The sequence below is a fragment of the Cytobacillus sp. OWB-43 genome, assembly GCF_034651445.1.
Classification (GTDB): Bacteria; Bacillota; Bacilli; order Bacillales; family Cytobacillaceae; genus Cytobacillus; species Cytobacillus kochii.
On the sequence record NZ_JAYEFF010000001.1, the window covers coordinates 1,603,581 to 1,622,732 of the forward strand.

Consider the following 19,152-nt stretch of genomic DNA (forward strand, 5'->3'; position numbering starts at 1 on the left):
TGATTATAACATATCAACCATTCATTTAACAGAGATTGTCCTCTCATCCCTCATACAATGCTATGTTTTATTATTATACAGTATTCACTTTTCAATAATGAAAAAAAGATGATCAGTTTGACCATCTTTTTCCGCTTTTATAATACTTTTTGTAAGAAATCTTGCGCACGCGAAGACTTAGGGTTGGAAAAGAATTCGTTAGGCGGGGCATCTTCTACTAGCACGCCACCATCTAGAAATAATACTCGATCCGCCACCTCACGCGCAAACCCCATTTCATGGGTAACAATAGCCATTGTCATACCTGAATGTGCGAGTGTTTTCATTACATCTAACACTTCTTTTACCATTTCAGGATCAAGTGCTGAGGTTGGTTCATCAAATAGCATAATTTCTGGATTCATCGCAAGTGCGCGAGCAATCGCTACCCGCTGCTTTTGACCCCCTGATAATTTGTTAGGATATTCCTGTGCTTTTATAGCTAATCCGACTTTTTCTAGTAATTTCATAGCGTTATTTTCCGCTTCTGATTTTGTTATTTTTTTTACCTTTAATGGTGCATAAGTTAAATTCTCCAACACGGTCATATGAGGGAATAAGTGGAAATGCTGAAACACCATCCCTACATTTTGTCGGACTTTTAATATATCTGTTTGTCGATCGGTAATATCCGCATCTTTAATCCATATCTTCCCGTTTGTTGGCTCTTCCAATTTATTAATACAACGCAAAAAAGTGGATTTACCTGAACCGGATGGACCAATAATAGCAACAACTTCACCATTATTTATCTGTGTTGAAATACCTTTTAGCACTTCATTCTTCCCGAAGGATTTATGCAATTTTTCCACTTTAATCACTGGATCTCAACCGCCCTTCAACTAGTTTGCCTAAGAATGTGAGTATCGTTACTAAGATATAGTAAATAATTCCGGCAAGAAGGAGTGGTTCCATAAATTGATACTGATTCGCTCCTACTTGATACGCTCGTCTCATCACATCCATTACCCCAATTGTCGTCACAAGGGCAGATTCTTTCGTTAATGTAATGAATTCATTCATAAGCGCAGGTAAAATATTCTTCATTGCTTGTGGGAGAATAATATTTACCATTGTCGGACGATACGGAACGCCTAAAGCCATTGCCGCTTCTTGCTGTCCTTTATCAATTGCTTGTATGCCTGCACGAATAATCTCAGAAATATAAGCGGCCGAGTTCAATGCAAATCCGATAATGGCTGCTGTTACACCCTCTATTTGAAAGCCTAGTACTTGTGGTGAGCCAAAATAAATAATCATCAATTGTAAAATTAATGGCGTACCTCTAAAAACGGAAGTATAAGCATTCGCTAACCAATTTAATAGCTTAATTTTACTAATCTTACATAAAGAAAGGATAATTCCTAATAAAAACCCTAAAATACCCGCTAAACAAACAATCTGTAGTGTGACACCGAGCCCTTGTAAAATGAAAGGTAGAGAAGGGAGGACAGAGGTAAAATCTAAATTCATATATTGCCATTCCTCTCAGTAATTAATATTTGGAATTCATTTGATCCACCCATTGAAGGGAAAAAACGCCCAGAAGGTTTTTTCCCTTCTGAACGTTGATTTGGGTTTACTGCTCAGAGAACCACTTTGTGATAATGTCCTCGATTTCCCCGTTATCAATCATTTCTTGTAAGGCTTTATTAAATTCTTCTGTTAGCTCACTACCTTTTGGTAAAGCAATCGCATAGCCGCCGTCAGCATCCTCAATCGTTACACCAGCTAAATCTTTCTCTTTTTCAAGAAAGCCTTGTGCAACTGTATCTTCAATAATGGCTGCTTCAAAGCGACCTGCTTTAATCTCTTGAATGATCTCAGGAATACGATTACGGCTTTCAACCTTCATATCTATCCCTTCAGCTAAATCATTTGCTTTTGTCTCTTGAATAGAACCTAATTGTACACCAACTGTTTTTCCTTCTAAATCTTCAGCTGTTTCAATACCGCTACCTTCTTTAGAGATAATCATATGTTTAGAAGTATAGTAGATTTCAGTAAAGTCAACATTCTCTTTTCTTTCATCCGTTGCAGACATGGCTGATGCAACAAAATCAACTTGTTCGGAGTTAAGTGCTTGAATCAGTCCACCAAAATCCATATCTTTAATTTCTAAATTGTATCCTAGCTTTTCAGTCACTGCTTTTGCGATATCAGCATCAATCCCAATAATTTCCTCTCCTTGTGCTGTATCGATATATTCAAATGGTGGATAATCAGCTGACGTACCCATTACTAATGTTTTTTTATCGTTATCGCCACCCGCTTCTTCACTTGATCCACATGCAGCTAAAAATCCTGCAATTAATACCAATAACGCACTTAAAAGTATCCATTGTTTCTTCACAATCTTTCCTCCTAAAAATTATATAGTATGAAAATAAATTTCGTTTTTAATCAATTAATATTTATTCATCTAGATGTATTTTAACACATTCACATGAATATGCAATGATATATTTGCATAATTATATTTTTATAATATTTTTTTGATTTTTCTAACTAATTTTCAGTATAAAGGAAAGAATTGTATATGAAAAGAAAAAGTTTACTAGTTTTTAATTCTCTATTAAAAAATGGTAGAAGTGTTAAATGCAAAAAAAAGAATAACCGTACGGAACGGCTATTCTTTCCATGATAAAATAATGATATTATACTTCTTCACAATGTTCTTCGAATGATGCTTGAAGCTTTTGAACAACTGCCATTGGATCGTGTCCCTCAATATCATGGCGTTCAACCATCGTAATAATTTCTCCATCTTTTAACAAAGCAAAGGAAGGTGAAGATGGTGGAAAACCTGTGAAATATGAACGTGCTTCAGCAGTTGCTTCTTTATCCTGACCAGCAAATACTGTTACTAAATGATCAGGGCGCTTATCATAATGAATAGAGTGTGCTGCAGCAGGACGAGCAATTCCCCCTGCACACCCACAAACAGAGTTAACCATTACGAGCGTTGTTCCTTTTTTATCTAATGCTTGTTTCACATCGTCTGCTGTTCTTAACTCTGTATATCCTGCATGAACGATTTCTTTACGAGCTTGTTGCACAACATCATTCATAAACAAATTAAAATCCATACTCATGATTTCATTCCCCCTAAAGAATAATTAGGATCAAAGTGTCCTTATACGTTTTATTCGTTTACGTATAATTATATCATACCAAGGTCGTGAGTTTTTTTACAGTATAGAAACTTTTATCTTTTAGTTTTAAAAGAAAAACTTTGGGGTAACATACAATATATAACCCTCCCCCCTGGGTGTTCCTGCTAGTAAAGCAGGCTTATATATACTAGAACTGCCCCTATCACGGTGAAGGGGCAGCTTTTTTTATTCTCTTGTATACCGCCTAAAAAGTTCCTCGACAACCGCTGTTACGGTTCGGTTACCTGCAATCACATCATTTTCAATTTTAGGCAGCATTTCTTTCACGACAGGTGAACCAAAAAAACGATAATGAAGTTGATCTGTGATCATGGAATAAATCCATTCTTTCGCTTGTTCTCTTCTTCTCTGCTCGAAGACACCAGAAGTTTGTGTATTGGCAATAAATTGTTGAATCACTTCCCACACTTCTTTTATACCTTCTTCATAAAGGGAAGAACAAACATAAGCCCTAGATGGCCATCCTTTCGTTGCAGGTTGAAGGAAATGAAGAATCTTTTCATATTCAGCTTTCGTTTTTTTGGCTGCATGTTTATTTTCCCCATCTGCTTTATTAACGATAATCGTGTCTGCTAACTCCATAATTCCTTTTTTCATTCCTTGCAGTTCGTCACCAGCTCCAGTTAAAACAAGGAGCATGAAGAAATCAACCATATCACGTACAATCACTTCGCTTTGACCAACACCGACCGTTTCCACTAAGATGACATCAAAACCAGCCGCTTCACATAAGATCATCGTTTCTCTTGTTTTGCGATGGACACCACCTAGTTTTCCTGATGTTGGTGATGGACGGATAAATGCGAGAGGATTTCTGGCGAGTTGCTCCATTCTCGTTTTATCACCAAGAATACTACCACCACTTAATTTTGAACTAGGATCAACAGCCAAAACAGCTACTTTTGCCCCTAACTCATTACATAAATACGAACCAAAAGATTCTATAAAAGTACTTTTCCCTGCACCAGGCACCCCAGTAATGCCAATACGAATAGATTGATTCGCATGTGGTAAAACTCTATGCAATAACTCTTGAGCTCCTTGAAAATGATGCTCAGCATTACTCTCTATTAAAGTAATGGCACGAGCAAGTGCACTTCGGTTACCTTCTAATAAGCCTTTTTCCAGTTCATCAATGGGTGGAGAGGTTTCTTTTTTCTTTTTAAAGTTACTTCCTCTTGTCAGAGACGAAAAACTGGATGAGAAGTCACCAGCCTGAACAGAATCTGTAAAAGCTTCATTAGACGGCCTTCCACGCTTCTTATATGTGTCCATATTAATTCGTCACTTCCTCATAGCCTAAACGATGATAAATCTCTCTTATTACCTTTTGCGCAGCCACTGGAATCACTGTTCCTGGTCCAAAGATAGCTGATGCACCATTAGCAAGCAAATACTCATAATCTTGCGGTGGAATTACGCCTCCTACGACAACTAAAATATCTTCACGCCCTAGCTTTTTTAACTCAGCCACTAATTGTGGTAACAATGTTTTATGACCAGCAGCAAGAGAACTAAACCCAACCACATGCACGTCATTTTCGACTGCTTGAATCGCTGTTTCCTCTGGCGTTTGAAAAAGTGGTCCAATGTCCACATCAAACCCTAAATCTGCAAAGGCTGTAGAAATGACTTTCGCTCCTCTATCATGTCCATCCTGTCCCATTTTAGCAATTAAAATACGAGGTCTTCTCCCCTCATTTTCTAAAAATTCATCAGCCATTGCCTTTACTTCATTAATTTCCTCTTCATTAGAAAAATGGGAGCTATATACACCACTAATAGAGCGAATCATCGCTTTATGTCGTTTAGCTACCAATTCAATACTATCAGAAATTTCTCCTAAAGATGCCCGCACTCGTGCCGCCTGAACGGATAAAGCTAAAAGATTCCCTTCACCTGTCTCAGCTGCTCTCGTAATAGCTGCAAGCGCTTCTTTCACCTTATCTTCATCTCTTGTCGCTCTTAAATGCTCTAAGCGTTCTATTTGCTTTAACCGCACTGCAGTATTATCAATATTTAGAATATCTAGAGGCTCCTCCTGCTCAAGCCGGTATTTATTTACACCAATGATGGTTTCTTTATTCGAATCTATCTGTGCTTGCCTTCTTGCAGCCGCCTCCTCAATCCTCATTTTTGGTAATCCTGTTTCAATCGCTTTAGCCATTCCGCCAAGTTCTTCAATTTCCTCAATATGCGCCCAAGCTTTCTCTACCAACTCATTTGTTAGACTTTCTACATAATAAGAACCGCCCCAAGGATCGATTACATTGGTTATGCCTGTTTCCTCTTGTAAAAATAACTGTGTATTGCGCGCAATCCTTGCTGAGAAATCGGTTGGTAAGGCAATCGCTTCATCTAGTGCATTTGTGTGTAGTGACTGTGTATGTCCCATCGCTGCTGCATGCGCTTCTATCAAAGTTCTTGTCACATTATTGTATGGATCTTGTTCTGTTAAACTCCAACCGGAAGTTTGCGAGTGTGTTCTTAACGCCATCGATTTCGGATTTTTTGGTGCAAAGTTTTTCATCATCTTTGCCCATATAAGTCTAGCCGCTCTCATCTTTGCCACTTCCATAAAATAGTTCATCCCAATTGCCCAAAAAAAGGACAATCTAGGAGCAAAAGAATCGATATCAATCCCTGCTTTCATCCCTGTACGCACATATTCAAGTCCATCTGCGAGCGTGTATGCTAATTCTATATCTGCCGGCGCACCTGCTTCTTGCATGTGATAACCAGATATACTGATACTATTAAATTTAGGCATATAATGTGACGTATACTCAAATATGTCTGCAATGATTTTCATTGACATATCGGGTGGGTAAATATAGGTGTTTCTCACCATATACTCTTTAAGGATATCGTTTTGAATCGTCCCCGCAAGCTTTTCCTGGCTCACTCCCTGCTCTTCAGCCGTGACAATATAGAACGCCATAATCGGTAAAACTGCTCCATTCATTGTCATGGAGACTGACATTTGGTCTAACGGAATGCCATCAAACAATATTTTCATATCTAAAATACTATCAATGGCTACGCCTGCTTTTCCGACATCGCCAACCACTCGCGGATGATCGGAATCATAGCCACGATGTGTAGCAAGATCGAAAGCGACTGAAAGTCCTTTTTGCCCCATCGCTAAATTACGACGATAGAACGCATTACTTTCTTCCGCTGTTGAAAACCCAGCATATTGCCTAACAGTCCAAGGTCGATTAACATACATCGTTGGATATGGACCTCGTGTGTAAGGTGCGATTCCTGGCATATCATCAAGATGTTCCATCGACGTTAGATCATTATGGGAATAAATTGATTTAATATTTATACTTTCATTTGTTTCAAACACATCATGATGGATTTTATCAGGATGTTGCGCTTTGTCACCCTCATCAAATAATTTCACTTTCGTAAAATCAGGTTTGGTCATTTCACTTCACCCTCCCAATCTTCCACAATGGTGCTTAGTATATGGTAGCAATCACTTTTCATATGGAGGAACTCGGTGATGCCCGCCTCTTTCCAACATTTTTGTTCCTCTACTGTAGGATGACCAGCCAAATATAGTTTAAATATGCTTTGTTTCTCTGTCATTACTAACTTCACAGCAGTTAAAAGATCATCATCATATTGATCGTTTGCACCACAAATCACGTAATGAGATAAAGGATTATTTTCTATTTGTTCCTTTAGGTTCTCTGTATGCATAATTGGTATAAAATGAGAACGAATACCACCTGGAGCTAAAAAGCCGGTTACAAAATCCATACGCGGCTTATGCTTTTTTAAATCTCCAAGACATAATAAGCCCACCTGAATATCAACGCTACTCGTCTTCATCATTTCTACTTGATAGCGCAGCTTTTCATATGGAATGGATAAACGGTTGCCTAGGGCCACTGCATTCTGCAGCGGTGATTCATCTAAATTCGCATATTTGTTCGTGCCAACAATACTTTGCTTTCGCGTATAAATATCAGCTAACCGCTTTTTTTGCACTTGCGTAATCTGTTCTTGAATCCAACCTGTCTCTATGGCAACTTCCATACCACCTTGATCTTCTATTGCTAAAAATAAATCCCAAGCTCTTTCAGCAATTTGATTCGTGATTGATTCAATATAATAAGACCCTCCTGCCGGATCAATGACTTTATTTAGATGCGCTTCTTCCCTTAAAATCAATTGGGTATTTCGAGCAATTCGATTCGCAGTAAAAGAGGAGGCTTCACTAGGTTCATCAAATGGTGACACGTGTAAATAATTGATCCCACCTAGTATGGCTGCAAAGGCCTCATTCCCTGCCCGTAAAAGATTGACATAGGGGTCGTACAATGTTTTTGTAAATGGTGAAGTTTGAGCAGAAATGGTCATGTTCATTAGCTTCTCATTTAGTCCGTATGCTTCTAAAACTTTAGACCATAGGATTTTTGCCGCTCTTAATTTACTGATTTCCGTAAAAAACTGAGCGCCAATGGAAAAATGAAATACGACCTTATCTACTATTTCTTCTATAGAGAAGTCTTCGCTGAGCAAGCGCTCAATATGAGAAACAGCAGAAGCAATGGCAATTGCCAGTTCTTGAATAGCATTTGCACCTAGTTCATGATATATGGTCGTATGAATTAAAATGGTTTTTAGCTTAGGTGAGGACTTTTTCGCATGTACAATTGCTTCTAACCAATCATTATCGTAACCTTTACTATTATTCATTAAACTGGCTAACGGATCTTTCCCAATAAACCCCTTCGAATTTTGCTGACCAATCGTTTTGTATAAATCTAGTGAAGAATTTTCCGTCATTAAACAAAATGGATATTCTTCTAAGCCTTCAACAATCGCTGATACTTCTGAAAGCTTGTAAAGATCAGGGTTAAATGAAATGGCTGATTGCCCTTTATTTAATTCTTCTAATAATTGTTTTTTCATTTCTTTTGCCGATGTAGAAGAAAGCCGTTGCGAGACGTTCCATGGTTCTTCAAGATATCCTGAAGAGGTATATCCTCGACGAAAGTCTGAACTTCCTGGAAGTGGATTTTGGATAGGTGATGGTAAATCTTCTCGTGAATAAAGCGGTTTCAATTTAATCCCTTCATAAGTGACTGTTGATAAACGATCGATGGACCCACCCTTTAATGATTCCTCTGCTTTCTCCTGCCAATCGCGTAAAGTCGGCTTTGTAAATGTCTCATTTTTCATTTTATTTAAATTCATAAAATATCTGTCTAAAAAGACAGGACCTCCCCTCATCATAGCGATCAAAACATTAATAAAATTCTAATAAATCTTAATTTTATTGTAGTATAGATAGGAAAAAGCTGCAATCTTTTGTAGAATTCCATCAATTTATCATCTAGAAATACTTTATTTATGGGGTAATTTATTGTGGTTCTTGAAACTTGATATTTATTTTCATAAAAAAAAGAGAGGCGAATGGCCTCTCTTTTTTTACGATCACTTCTTAGTATACAGATGTATTTTCTTTAGAAGTATTTTCAAGAATTTCTCTTACACGTTGCATGAATTGACCACATACTAATCCGTCTAGTACACGGTGGTCAAGTGACATACAAAGGTTAACCATGTCACGAACAGCAATCATACCGTTGTCCATAACAACTGGACGCTTCACAATAGATTCTACTTGAAGAATCGCTGCTTGAGGGTGGTTGATGATGCCCATTGATTGAACAGAACCGAATGAACCAGTGTTATTTACAGTGAATGTACCACCAGACATATCAGCACCTGTTAATTTACCAGCACGTACTTTACCAGCTAACTCACCGATTTCACGCGCAATACCTTTGATTGTTTTTTCATCAGCATTTTTGATAACTGGTGTATAAAGAGCGTCTTGAGTTGCTACTGCAATATTCAAGTTGATGTCTTTTTTACGTACAATTTTGTCGCCAGCCCACATAGAGTTGATTTGTGGATATTCTTTAAGTGCTTGCGCAACTGCTTTTACGAAGAAAGCAAAGAATGTAAGGTTGAAGCCTTCTTTCTTCTTGAACTCACCTTTAATTGAGTTACGATACTCAACAAGATTTGTTACGTCTACTTCCATCATTGTCCAACCATGAGGAGCCTCATGTTTGCTCTTAAGCATGTTAGCTGCAATTGCTTTACGTACACCAGTCACAGGAATTTCTTCATCTCCTGGTACAACTGGTACATTTGTGCCTGCTGCTTTTGCTGGTTTAGAAGCTGCCGCTTTTGGTGCTTCTTGCTTAGGTGCTTCTGCTTTTGCTGGTGCTTCTGCTTTTGGTGCATTATCAGCAGTTGGAATATTACCAGTCTCAATAATTTTGTTTAGATCTTTACGTGTGATTCTTCCGCCTGCTCCAGTACCAGCTACTTGGCTAAGGTCAATGCCATGCTCTTGAGAAAGCTTAAGTACAGCTGGAGAATAACGTCCACCTTTAGGTGCATCTGCTGCAGGTGTAGAAGCGACTGATTTGCTTTCTGATTTTGGCGCTTCTTCTTTTGCTGGTGCAGAAGTTTCTTCAGAAGCTTGAGGCTCGCTGCTTCCGCCACCTTCAGTTTCAATTGTTAAAATGACTTCTCCTACTTCATATGTGCCGTCTTCTTCGGCAATTAGCTCTTTAATTACTCCATCAAAAGATGAAGGAACCTCAGCATTTACTTTATCAGTCATTACTTCTGCAAGTGGATCGTACTTATTTACTTTATCTCCAACAGATACTAACCATTTACTAATTGTACCTTCTGTTACACTTTCACCTAATTGAGGCATTTTTATTTGTTCGATAGCCATTATTAAAGTGACCTCCTTATTACTTATCAACATCTATTTGGAATGTGGCAAAAAGAGTCGGATTTCCGCTCTCATTGCCACTTTTGATTAATATTCAGCTAATTCTCTCATTGCTTTTTCTACTTTATCCGGGTTAACCATGAAGAATTTCTCCATTGTTGGTGCATATGGCATTGCTGGTACATCTGGACCTGCAAGGCGCATAATTGGTGCATCTAAGTCAAATAGGCAGTTCTCAGCAATAATCGATCCTACTTCACCCATAATGCTTCCTTCTTTTGTATCTTCTGTAAGAAGAAGGACTTTACCCGTTTTAGAAGCTGCTTCGATAATCGCTTCTTTATCTAATGGATAAACCGTACGTAAGTCTAAAATATGAGCAGAGATACCATCTTTCGCTAGTTTTTCTGCTGCTTGAAGAGCAAAGTGTACGCATAATCCGTAAGTGATGATTGTAATATCTTCACCTTCACGTTTAACGTCAGCTTTACCAATTGGAAGTACATAATCATCTTCAGGTACTTCACCTTTAATTAAACGGTAAGCACGCTTATGCTCGAAGAACATAACAGGATCGTCATCACGAATCGCTGCTTTTAAAAGTCCTTTTGCGTCGTATGGTGTAGAAGGCATAACAATTTTTAAACCTGGTTGGTTTGCAAATACAGCTTCTACTGATTGAGAGTGATAAAGGGCACCATGGACACCGCCACCATATGGTGCACGAATAACCATTGGAGCACTCCAGTCGTTATTTGAACGGTAACGAACTTTTGCTGCTTCTGAAATAATTTGGTTGACAGCAGGCATGATGAAATCAGCAAATTGCATTTCTGCGATAGGACGCATACCGTACATTGCCGCACCAACACCAACACCAGCGATTGCAGATTCTGCAAGTGGTGTATCTAGCACACGGTCTTCACCAAATTTTTCATATAAGCCGTTTGTCGCTCTGAAAACTCCACCTTTACGACCAACGTCTTCTCCTAGTACAAATACTTTTGGGTCTCTTTCCATTTCTTCGCGCATCGCTAAAGTGATCGCGTCAATATAAGACATTACTGCCATGTGTTATTCCCCCCTACTTATTCTGCGTACACATATTTCAATGCATCTTCTGCATCTGCATATGGTGCATTTTCAGCATAATCAGTTGCTTCATTCACGATTTTCATAATACGATCGTTCATTTCTTTTTCTTTTTCATCATCGAAAAGACCAATTTCTTTTAAGTAGGCTGCAAAAGTAATAATCGAATCTTTTTCTTTCGCTGCGTCTACTTCTTCACGATCACGGTAGCTGCGATCATCATCATCAGAAGAGTGTGGAGTTAAACGATAAGAAACTGTTTCAACTAATGTAGGACCTTCACCTTTACGTCCACGATCAGCTGCTTCTTTAACTGCTTGGTACACTGCTAATGGATCGTTACCATCTACAGTTACACCAGGCATACCGTAACCGATTGCACGATCTGATACTTTCTCACATGCCAATTGTTTTTCAATTGGTACAGAGATCGCATACTTATTATTTTCACACATGAAAATAACTGGTAATTTATGAACACCTGCAAAGTTTGCTCCTTCGTGGAAATCTCCTTGGTTTGAAGAACCTTCACCGAAAGTAACAAATGTACAAAGATCTTTATTTTCCATTTTCCCAGCAAGTGCAATACCTACTGCGTGAGGAACTTGTGTTGTAACTGGAGAAGAACCTGTTACGATACGGTTTTTCTTTTGCCCAAAGTGACCTGGCATTTGACGGCCACCTGAGTTTGGATCTTCCGCTTTAGCGAATGCTGATAACATTAATTCTTTCGCAGTCATACCGAATGCAAGAACAACACCCATGTCACGATAATATGGAAGGGCATAATCTTTCTCTCTGTCTAATGCAAAAGATGCACCTACTTGCGCAGCCTCTTGTCCTTGACATGAAATAACGAAAGGAATTTTACCTGCACGGTTTAAAAGCCACATACGCTCGTCAATACGGCGTGCTAAAAGCATGGTTTCATACATTTCTAATACTTGCTCATCACTTAAACCTAAAGCTTTATGACGATTTTTAGTTTTACCCATTTCAAAACCTCCTAAATATATATAGAAGAACGTGGAACGCTCTTATATTCTCCACTTAATGAAGTGAGGCTTCTAGATTTCCAACAAAATCTAGAAGTCCACTTTAATAAATCCTAACGCTTATCCGTGAATTGCTTTTCCGTCTACTGCTAATGCAGCTTCTCCGATTGCTTCAGATAAAGTTGGGTGAGGGTGAATCGTATGTGCTACTTCCCAAGGTGTAGCATCTAATACTTTTGCAAGACCTGCTTCAGAAATCATATCTGTCACATGTGGTCCAATCATGTGTACACCTAAGATGTCATTTGTCTCTTCGTCAGCAATAATTTTAACAAAGCCGTCAGACTCACCGAATACAAGCGCTTTACCAATCGCACGGAACATGAATTTACCGACTTTCACTTTATAGCCTTGTTCCTTCGCTTGATCTTCTGTGATACCTACACTTGCAGCTTCTGGTGAAGAATAGATACATTTAGAAATAAGATCATAATCCATTGGCTCTGGATTTTGGTCTGCGATATGTTCTACTGCATGAATACCTTCATGTGAAGCAACATGTGCAAGTTGAAGTCCACCAATCACATCACCAATTGCATAAATATGAGACTCTTTTGTTTGGTAATGCTCGTTCACAACGATGCTTCCTTTTTCTACTTGAATATCAGTATTTTCAAGACCAATACCTTCAGTATTTGCTTGACGACCTACAGATACAAGAAGCTTTTCAGCTGTGAATTCTTTTGTTTCGCCTTTTACTTCAGCAGAAACCGTTACACCGCCATCTTGTTTCAATGTTTCTGGAAGTACTTTCGCTTTAGTAACGATATTTACGCCACGTTTTTTCAGTAGACGTTGCATTTCCTTACTTACATCCTTATCTTCAGTAGGGATAATACGGTCAGCAAATTCTAGTACAGTTACTTCTGCACCGAAATCAGCAAGCATAGAAGCCCACTCGATACCGATTACACCGCCACCAACGATAATAATTGACTTAGGAATTTCCTCCATCGATAATGCTTCATCAGAAGTCATTACATTTCCGCCAACTTCTAAACCAGGTAATGTTCTTGGACGAGAACCTGTTGCTACAATAACATTTTTAGGTACAAGCATTTCATTCTCATCACCATTATTCATTTCAACAGAAATTGTTCCTGCTGTTGGAGAGAAGATGGATGGTCCTAAAATACGTCCGAAACCGTCGTATACATCAATTTTCCCTTGCTTCATAAGGTGTTGAACACCTTTATGCAATTGATCAACAATTTTGCCTTTTCTCTCTTGCACTTTTGCAAAGTTTACTGATACTTCGCCAGTAGAAATACCGAACTCATCACTATTCTTAGCAGTCGCAAAAACTTCCGCACTTCTTAGCAATGCTTTACTTGGGATACAACCTTTATGAAGGCAAGTACCGCCAAGATTTCCTTTTTCTACTAACGCTGTTTTAAGACCAAGTTGAGAAGCACGAATAGCAGCTACATAACCACCAGTACCTCCGCCAAGAATGACTAAATCATATTCTTGTGCCATTAATAAACCCTCCTATTACTACTTACTTAACTGTTGTTGTATTTAATTCATCAATAGAGTAATTCTTAGCTTCTTCTTCGCCACGAAGAACACGAAGTGCACCTTCTGCAAGCGCTTGAAGTTCATCTTCACCAGGTTCAATGATGACATCTGCAATCCAGTTAACATAGCTTGAAATATCATTTACAAATGCTTTCCCATAAGCTAGTCCACCTGTTAAAATGATCGCGTCTACTTTACCTTTTAATACCGCACTTGCAGTACCAATTTCTTTTGCAATTTGGTAACCCATCGCATCGTAAACGAGCTTCGCTTTTTCATCGCCAGCTTCAATCATTTTTTCCACTTTAACAGCATCGTTCGTACCAAGGTAACCTACAAGTCCACCTTCACCAACTAACATGCTCATGATTTCTTCACGGTAATATTCACCAGAGAAGCACATATCAATAAGGTCGCCAGCTGGAACAGTTCCTGCACGTTCAGGACTGAATGGCCCTTCACCATGAAGTGCATTATTCACATCAATTACACGGCCTTTTTCATGAGCGCCAACAGAAACTCCGCCACCCATATGTGTAACAATTAAGTTTAAGTCTTCGTATTTCTTACCTAATTTTTTTGATACTCTTCTTGCTACTGCCTTTTGATTTAATGCATGGAATATGCTTGTTTTATCAATTTGTGGGAAACCAGTAACGCGGGCGATCGGTGCTAATTCATCAACAACAACCGGATCGACAATAAAGGAAGGAATATTTAGACCTGAAGCAATTTCGTAAGCCAAAATCCCACCTAAATTGGATGCGTGCTGACCAGCATAACCAACTTTTAAGTCCTCAATCATCTCATTATTAACCGCATAAGTACCACCAGGAATTGGGCGTAAAAGTCCTCCGCGACCGACTACTGCGCTTAGTTTTGAAATGTTAATTCCTTCAGCGTCTAAAGTTTCTAAAATAGCGTTTTTACGGAATTCATATTGATCGAAAATTGTTTTAAACTTTTTAATCTCGTCTGTATCATGTCTTAATGTTTTTTCAAACACAGAACTATCATTATCGAAAACACCGATCTTCGTTGAAGTAGATCCTGGGTTGATGACGAGCATTCTCTTGATTTGATCTTGCACAACAGACCCTCCATTATTTATCCATTTTTGAAATTACATAAGGAAATAGCTAGCGCCTTATGAAGGCGCTCGCCACTTCAATATGAACCATAATTACTTACGGCGGCTTAAGATGTGATGACCATTTTGAAGGAATGTGCTGCGAGATTGTTTCATTGTCGCAATTCTTTCTTCTGCCATACGGTCAGCAGCTTTATAAGTTGGGATATTTTCTTCTTTAGAAATTTGCATAATACGGTCAATTGTATCGTATAGACCTTCAACTTTTTTCATTGCACGTTCAGCATTGTAACCATAAAGTTCGTCAGCAACGTTAATAACACCACCAGCATTGATTACATAGTCAGGAGCGTATACGATACCCATTTCGTGGATTTGATCGCCATGACGTTCTTCTTTTAATTGGTTGTTAGCAGAACCTGCGATTACTTTTGCTTTAAGTTGTGGAATTGTATCATCATTTACAGTTGCACCTAATGCACATGGGGCATAGATATCACATTCAACACCATAAATGTCATTAATTCCCACTGCTTCTGCACCGAAATCATCAACTGCACGTTGAACAGCTTCTTTGTTAATATCAGTTACGATTAATTTTGCTCCTTCTTCATGAAGGTGTTTACATAAGTGATATGCAACATTACCTACACCTTGAACAGCAATTGTTTTACCTTCAAGAGAGTCAGTTCCGAATGCTGCTTTTGCTGCTGCTTTCATACCTACGTACACACCGTAAGCAGTTACAGGAGAAGGATTACCAGAAGAACCAAATGCTGGAGAAATACCAGTTACATAATCAGTTTCTTCATGAATTAAGTCCATATCAGCTACAGTTGTACCAACATCCTCTGCAGTGATATAACGTCCGTTAAGACCTTGAATATATCGTCCGAAAGCACGGAATAATGCTTCATTTTTATCTTTCTTAGGATCACCGATGATAACTGTTTTACCGCCACCAAGGTTAAGTCCAGCTGCAGCATTTTTATAAGTCATACCTTTTGCAAGACGAAGAGCATCTTCAATCGCTGCTTCTTCTGACTCATAAGTCCACATACGTGTTCCGCCTAATGCAGGTCCTAAAGTTGTATCATGAATAGCGATGATTGCTTTTAATCCTGATTCTTTATCTTGGCAAATAACGACTTGTTCGTAATCATATTTCTCTAGATATTTAAAAATTTCCATGGTTGTAAATCCTCCTTGTTTTTAAAAGAAAATATATTATTTAGCAGAGCAAATAGCTAAAGCAAGTGAATATAATTTACTCTCTGCTGAGTCTGCTCTGGAAGTTAAAACGATTGGTGCTTTTGCACCTGCAATCACTGCACCAACTTTTGCTTGAGCAAAGTAGATCAATGATTTGTATAAAGCATTTCCAACTTCAATAGTAGGCACAAGTAAGATATCTGCTTGTCCAGCAACATCACTTGTAATACCTTTATGCTCAGCAGCTTCAATAGAAACTGCATTATCAAGTGCTAAAGGTCCATCAACGATGCAGCCTTTAATTTGACCACGTTGATTCATTTGCGTTAATGCCGCTGCATCTAATGTTGCTTGCATATTTGGGTTTACTACCTCAACCGCAGCAATTGGTGCAACTTTAGGCATTTCCACCCCGATACTCTTAGCAATACCTACTGCATTTGCTGTTATTTGCGCTTTTTGACTTAAATCAGGCGCAATGTTCATCGCAGCATCAGTGACAATCGTAAATTTGTCAAAGTTAGGAACTTCAAAAACAGCAACATGTGAAAGAACGCTACCAGTTCTCAAGCCATATTCTTTGTTAAGTACGGCTTTTAGAATAACTGCTGTAGGAACATTTCCTTTCATAAGTACGCTTGCTTTTTTTTCTTTGACAGATTTAACCGCCATTTCAGCAGCTAAAGCAGCTGTTTCAGCATGCATAATTGTTAGGTGGTCGCTACTAGCGACATCTGCATGGTTTGCATTCAGTATTTGCGTAATCTTTTCAGAGTTACCGAATAATAGAAAGCTTGCCATGTTCTTCTTTAGTGCACCAGCTACAGCTTCTAAGACTTCTTCGTCTTCTGCTGCGGCAACTGCAACTACATTGCCTTCATATTGGGTTGCTTTCTCTATAAGCGAATCCAATTTCATCTGTCTCAACCCCTTTACTTCAAAGTGCGTGCAAGTAAAAAGTTTTTTTGCTGCACTCATATTTTTATTATGCAATTACCGTGCCAAAATTAAAATGCGATGAAAACGCTTTATTGCTCAAAATCTACCGTGAAATTTATTGCAAACCATGCAAATTATTGCATGCTTTTATTTTCAATTTGATATTTTTCCAATTTATAGTATAAATTCCTTACAGATAGCCCTAAATGTTTGGCTGCTTGTGTCTTATTACCATCCGCTTGTTTCATTGCTTTCGTAATAATTTCTTTTTCAAAACCTTCCAGTTGCTTTGCTAATGGCTCTCCTTGTTGAATAGATGCATGCATTTCAGAATCTACGAGAACTGGACTGTCACTATTCGCTAATGTAGATAAATGTTCACTGTCAATATGTGTTTGATAGCCCATAAATATAATCGCTCTTCCAATAATATTATCTAGTTCACGGACATTACCTGGCCAATCATATGCCATTAAAACCTTCATCGCTTCTTCTGTTACACCTTCTACATTACGGCCATATTCAATATTGATTTTTTCAATTAAGCGGTCCACTAGTAAAGGGATATCTTCTTTTCTTTTTCTCAAAGACGGAATATGAATTGGCATTCGATTCAAACGGTAGTATAAATCCTCTCTAAATCCGCCGTTCGCAATGGCTTTTTCCAGATTAACATTGGTTGCAGCAATAATTCGGACGTTAATCTGAAGAGGCTTTGTACCACCTACTCGGGTAATCTCTCCTTCTTGTAGCACCCTTAATAGTTTAGCCTGTGTGCTGGCAGTTAACTCGCCAATTTCATCCAAAAAGATACTTCCTTTATCCGCTTCTTCAAATAAACCCCTTTTTCCGCCTCTTTTCGCGCCAGAAAAAGCACCTTCCTCATAACCAAATAATTCACTTTCCAGTAGTGATTCCGATAAGGCAGCACAGTTTACACGAACAAATTTATTATATTTACGGTCACTTGCATTATGAATGGCATGTGCAAATAATTCTTTACCTGTTCCAGATTCACCTCTCAATAGAACGGTTGCTGGCGTTTTTGCTCCAAGTTTAGCTTGTTCAATTGCAATGGCCATTTCATCAGACTGACCAATAATATCTTCAAAAGTATACTTAGCTTCTAAATTTCGAATAATTTGTCTCGCGCGATTTAATTCGCGACTCATACTTTGTAGATCTGAAACGTCATGCAAAACCCCGACGCTTCCTTTTAAAATACCATCTACAATTACCGGAGCTACATTGACGACAACTTCTTTTCTCTTCGGACCTACACGCATTGGTACACCCCTGATGGCTCTGCGTGTTTTAAGCACCTTCATATGAACACTTTCACCTTCTGAGATATCAGCAGTTGCCGGTTTACCAATGACTTCCTCTTCTGCTAATCCAGTGATTTTTGAATAGGCCGGGTTAATAATTAACCCCTTCCCATCTTCATCTACTACAGAGATCGCTTCATCACTTGATTGTATAATAGCTTGAAGCATTGTTTTTAAATTTTTCAAATCAGTAATTTCTTCAGCTAAATCAACTAATTCCGTAATGTCTTTAAAAATAGAAACCGCACCGATTAATTGACCGTTATCACCGATTACAGGAATTCTCGTAGTAATAATTTTCAACCCACTACCTAAAACAAACTCTTGGTTTGTTTCCACTCTCCTTGAATGCAACACTCTCGGCAATAAGCTTCCGCTAATTACATCTCCGATCTTTTTACCTATCGCCTGTTTCTTTTCTATTCCTGTCATCGTTTCTGCGCTTTTATTAAAAAGTATAATTTCCTCGTCAGGATTGATGACGATCATACCGTTATCGGTCGTATTAAATATGAGGTTGAATTTATATGTTTGATTAGAAAGTGCGGATATGAGCTCTTCCTTTTGAGACAAAAGTTTGGCCATTAAATAAGCGACACTACCAGGGATAAAAATTACCTCTTCTTTGATTGAAGATCTAATTTGTTTACTAACTTCTTCATCTCCTGTTACTTCAATAATAATATCAACAGGTTCTTTAATAAATTGGCGCCAATCATAACCAATTTGCACACCATCTTCACTCGCAAGTTGAAGTCCTTTTGCTTCGCGATTAATATCAACAACCGCTGTTACTATTAACATTTCTGTTTCTTTCAATAATCGATATATCGAGGAGCCACCTTGACCAGCCCCGATGATAATTACTTTTTGCATACTTTCACCTTACCCTGAATATTCTTTCAAATCTACTATG

The 19,152-nt window shown here is 38.4% G+C and carries 15 protein-coding genes; all 15 read right to left on the reverse strand.

Annotated elements, in window-relative coordinates; translation table 11 throughout:
* Window positions 1-137 precede the first annotated feature (137 nt).
* Window positions 138-860 (reverse strand): amino acid ABC transporter ATP-binding protein, encoded by a 723-nt coding sequence (locus U9M49_RS07835; RefSeq protein WP_095372656.1) that lies wholly within the window; start codon window positions 858-860, stop codon window positions 138-140.
* Window positions 853-1,512, reverse strand: coding sequence for an amino acid ABC transporter permease (locus tag U9M49_RS07840; protein ID WP_095372655.1), 660 nt, complete (start codon window positions 1,510-1,512; stop codon window positions 853-855). Before U9M49_RS07840 ends, U9M49_RS07835 begins: the two co-directional genes overlap by 8 nt.
* A 106-nt stretch (window positions 1,513-1,618) precedes the next feature.
* The gene (locus U9M49_RS07845; protein WP_095372654.1) at window positions 1,619-2,392 is read right to left on the reverse strand and encodes a transporter substrate-binding domain-containing protein; all 774 of its coding nucleotides are present in this window, start codon (window positions 2,390-2,392) and stop codon (window positions 1,619-1,621) included.
* Window positions 2,393-2,696: 304 nt separating this feature from the next.
* Window positions 2,697-3,134 carry a BrxA/BrxB family bacilliredoxin gene (locus tag U9M49_RS07850; protein WP_307312956.1) on the reverse strand — a complete coding sequence of 146 codons (438 nt, stop codon included), beginning with the start codon at window positions 3,132-3,134 and terminating at the stop codon, window positions 2,697-2,699.
* A gap of 246 nt (window positions 3,135-3,380) precedes the next feature.
* Complete coding sequence (meaB, locus tag U9M49_RS07855; protein ID WP_095372652.1) at window positions 3,381-4,490, reverse strand: methylmalonyl Co-A mutase-associated GTPase MeaB; 1,110 nt, start codon at window positions 4,488-4,490, stop codon at window positions 3,381-3,383.
* A gap of 1 nt (window position 4,491) precedes the next feature.
* Window positions 4,492-6,651, reverse strand: a complete 2,160-nt coding sequence (gene scpA, locus U9M49_RS07860; protein ID WP_307312954.1) for a methylmalonyl-CoA mutase — start codon at window positions 6,649-6,651, stop codon at window positions 4,492-4,494.
* The gene (locus U9M49_RS07865; RefSeq protein ID WP_322909577.1) at window positions 6,648-8,432 is read right to left on the reverse strand and encodes a methylmalonyl-CoA mutase subunit beta; all 1,785 of its coding nucleotides are present in this window, start codon (window positions 8,430-8,432) and stop codon (window positions 6,648-6,650) included. The genes scpA and U9M49_RS07865 overlap by 4 nt, the downstream gene beginning before the upstream one ends.
* Before the next feature lie 247 nt (window positions 8,433-8,679).
* Window positions 8,680-9,999, reverse strand: a complete 1,320-nt coding sequence (locus U9M49_RS07870) for a dihydrolipoamide acetyltransferase family protein (RefSeq protein WP_322909578.1) — start codon at window positions 9,997-9,999, stop codon at window positions 8,680-8,682.
* 87 nt (window positions 10,000-10,086) lie between these two features.
* A complete protein-coding gene (locus U9M49_RS07875; RefSeq protein WP_095372648.1) occupies window positions 10,087-11,070 on the reverse strand; it encodes an alpha-ketoacid dehydrogenase subunit beta in 984 nt (327 codons plus the stop codon).
* Window positions 11,071-11,087: 17 nt separating this feature from the next.
* Window positions 11,088-12,086, reverse strand: a complete 999-nt coding sequence (locus U9M49_RS07880) for a thiamine pyrophosphate-dependent dehydrogenase E1 component subunit alpha (protein ID WP_095372647.1) — start codon at window positions 12,084-12,086, stop codon at window positions 11,088-11,090.
* Between the two features lie 120 nt (window positions 12,087-12,206).
* Window positions 12,207-13,625 carry a dihydrolipoyl dehydrogenase gene (gene lpdA / locus U9M49_RS07885; RefSeq protein WP_095372646.1) on the reverse strand — a complete coding sequence of 473 codons (1,419 nt, stop codon included), beginning with the start codon at window positions 13,623-13,625 and terminating at the stop codon, window positions 12,207-12,209.
* Window positions 13,626-13,647: 22 nt separating this feature from the next.
* Entirely contained in the window at window positions 13,648-14,736 is a 1,089-nt protein-coding gene (gene buk, locus U9M49_RS07890; protein ID WP_370873267.1) for a butyrate kinase, read from the reverse strand.
* A 114-nt stretch (window positions 14,737-14,850) separates the two neighbouring features.
* Complete coding sequence (gene bcd, locus U9M49_RS07895; protein ID WP_095372644.1) at window positions 14,851-15,948, reverse strand: branched-chain amino acid dehydrogenase; 1,098 nt, start codon at window positions 15,946-15,948, stop codon at window positions 14,851-14,853.
* Window positions 15,949-15,984: 36 nt separating this feature from the next.
* Window positions 15,985-16,887: a phosphate butyryltransferase gene (gene yqiS, locus U9M49_RS07900; protein ID WP_233435223.1), complete on the reverse strand. Its 903-nt coding sequence runs from the start codon at window positions 16,885-16,887 to the stop codon at window positions 15,985-15,987.
* Between the two features lie 155 nt (window positions 16,888-17,042).
* Complete coding sequence (locus U9M49_RS07905) at window positions 17,043-19,112, reverse strand: sigma-54 interaction domain-containing protein (protein ID WP_095372642.1); 2,070 nt, start codon at window positions 19,110-19,112, stop codon at window positions 17,043-17,045.
* Window positions 19,113-19,152: the final 40 nt, after the last annotated feature.

What these genes read in the sequence shown, in the direction of transcription:
- U9M49_RS07870 (WP_322909578.1), bottom strand. Translation starts at nt 9,999, where the DNA reads ATGGCTATCGAACAAATAAAAATGCCTCAATTAGGTGAAAGTGTAACA.
- U9M49_RS07875 (WP_095372648.1), bottom strand. Translation starts at nt 11,070, where the DNA reads ATGGCAGTAATGTCTTATATTGACGCGATCACTTTAGCGATGCGCGAA.
- U9M49_RS07865 (WP_322909577.1), bottom strand. Translation starts at nt 8,432, where the DNA reads ATGAATTTAAATAAAATGAAAAATGAGACATTTACAAAGCCGACTTTA.
- U9M49_RS07880 (WP_095372647.1), bottom strand. Translation starts at nt 12,086, where the DNA reads ATGGGTAAAACTAAAAATCGTCATAAAGCTTTAGGTTTAAGTGATGAG.
- meaB (WP_095372652.1), bottom strand. Translation starts at nt 4,490, where the DNA reads ATGGACACATATAAGAAGCGTGGAAGGCCGTCTAATGAAGCTTTTACA.
- U9M49_RS07905 (WP_095372642.1), bottom strand. Translation starts at nt 19,112, where the DNA reads ATGCAAAAAGTAATTATCATCGGGGCTGGTCAAGGTGGCTCCTCGATA.
- U9M49_RS07850 (WP_307312956.1), bottom strand. Translation starts at nt 3,134, where the DNA reads ATGAGTATGGATTTTAATTTGTTTATGAATGATGTTGTGCAACAAGCT.
- U9M49_RS07840 (WP_095372655.1), bottom strand. Translation starts at nt 1,512, where the DNA reads ATGAATTTAGATTTTACCTCTGTCCTCCCTTCTCTACCTTTCATTTTA.
- yqiS (WP_233435223.1), bottom strand. Translation starts at nt 16,887, where the DNA reads ATGAAATTGGATTCGCTTATAGAGAAAGCAACCCAATATGAAGGCAAT.
- bcd (WP_095372644.1), bottom strand. Translation starts at nt 15,948, where the DNA reads ATGGAAATTTTTAAATATCTAGAGAAATATGATTACGAACAAGTCGTT.
- scpA (WP_307312954.1), bottom strand. Translation starts at nt 6,651, where the DNA reads ATGACCAAACCTGATTTTACGAAAGTGAAATTATTTGATGAGGGTGAC.
- buk (WP_370873267.1), bottom strand. Translation starts at nt 14,736, where the DNA reads ATGCTCGTCATCAACCCAGGATCTACTTCAACGAAGATCGGTGTTTTC.
- lpdA (WP_095372646.1), bottom strand. Translation starts at nt 13,625, where the DNA reads ATGGCACAAGAATATGATTTAGTCATTCTTGGCGGAGGTACTGGTGGT.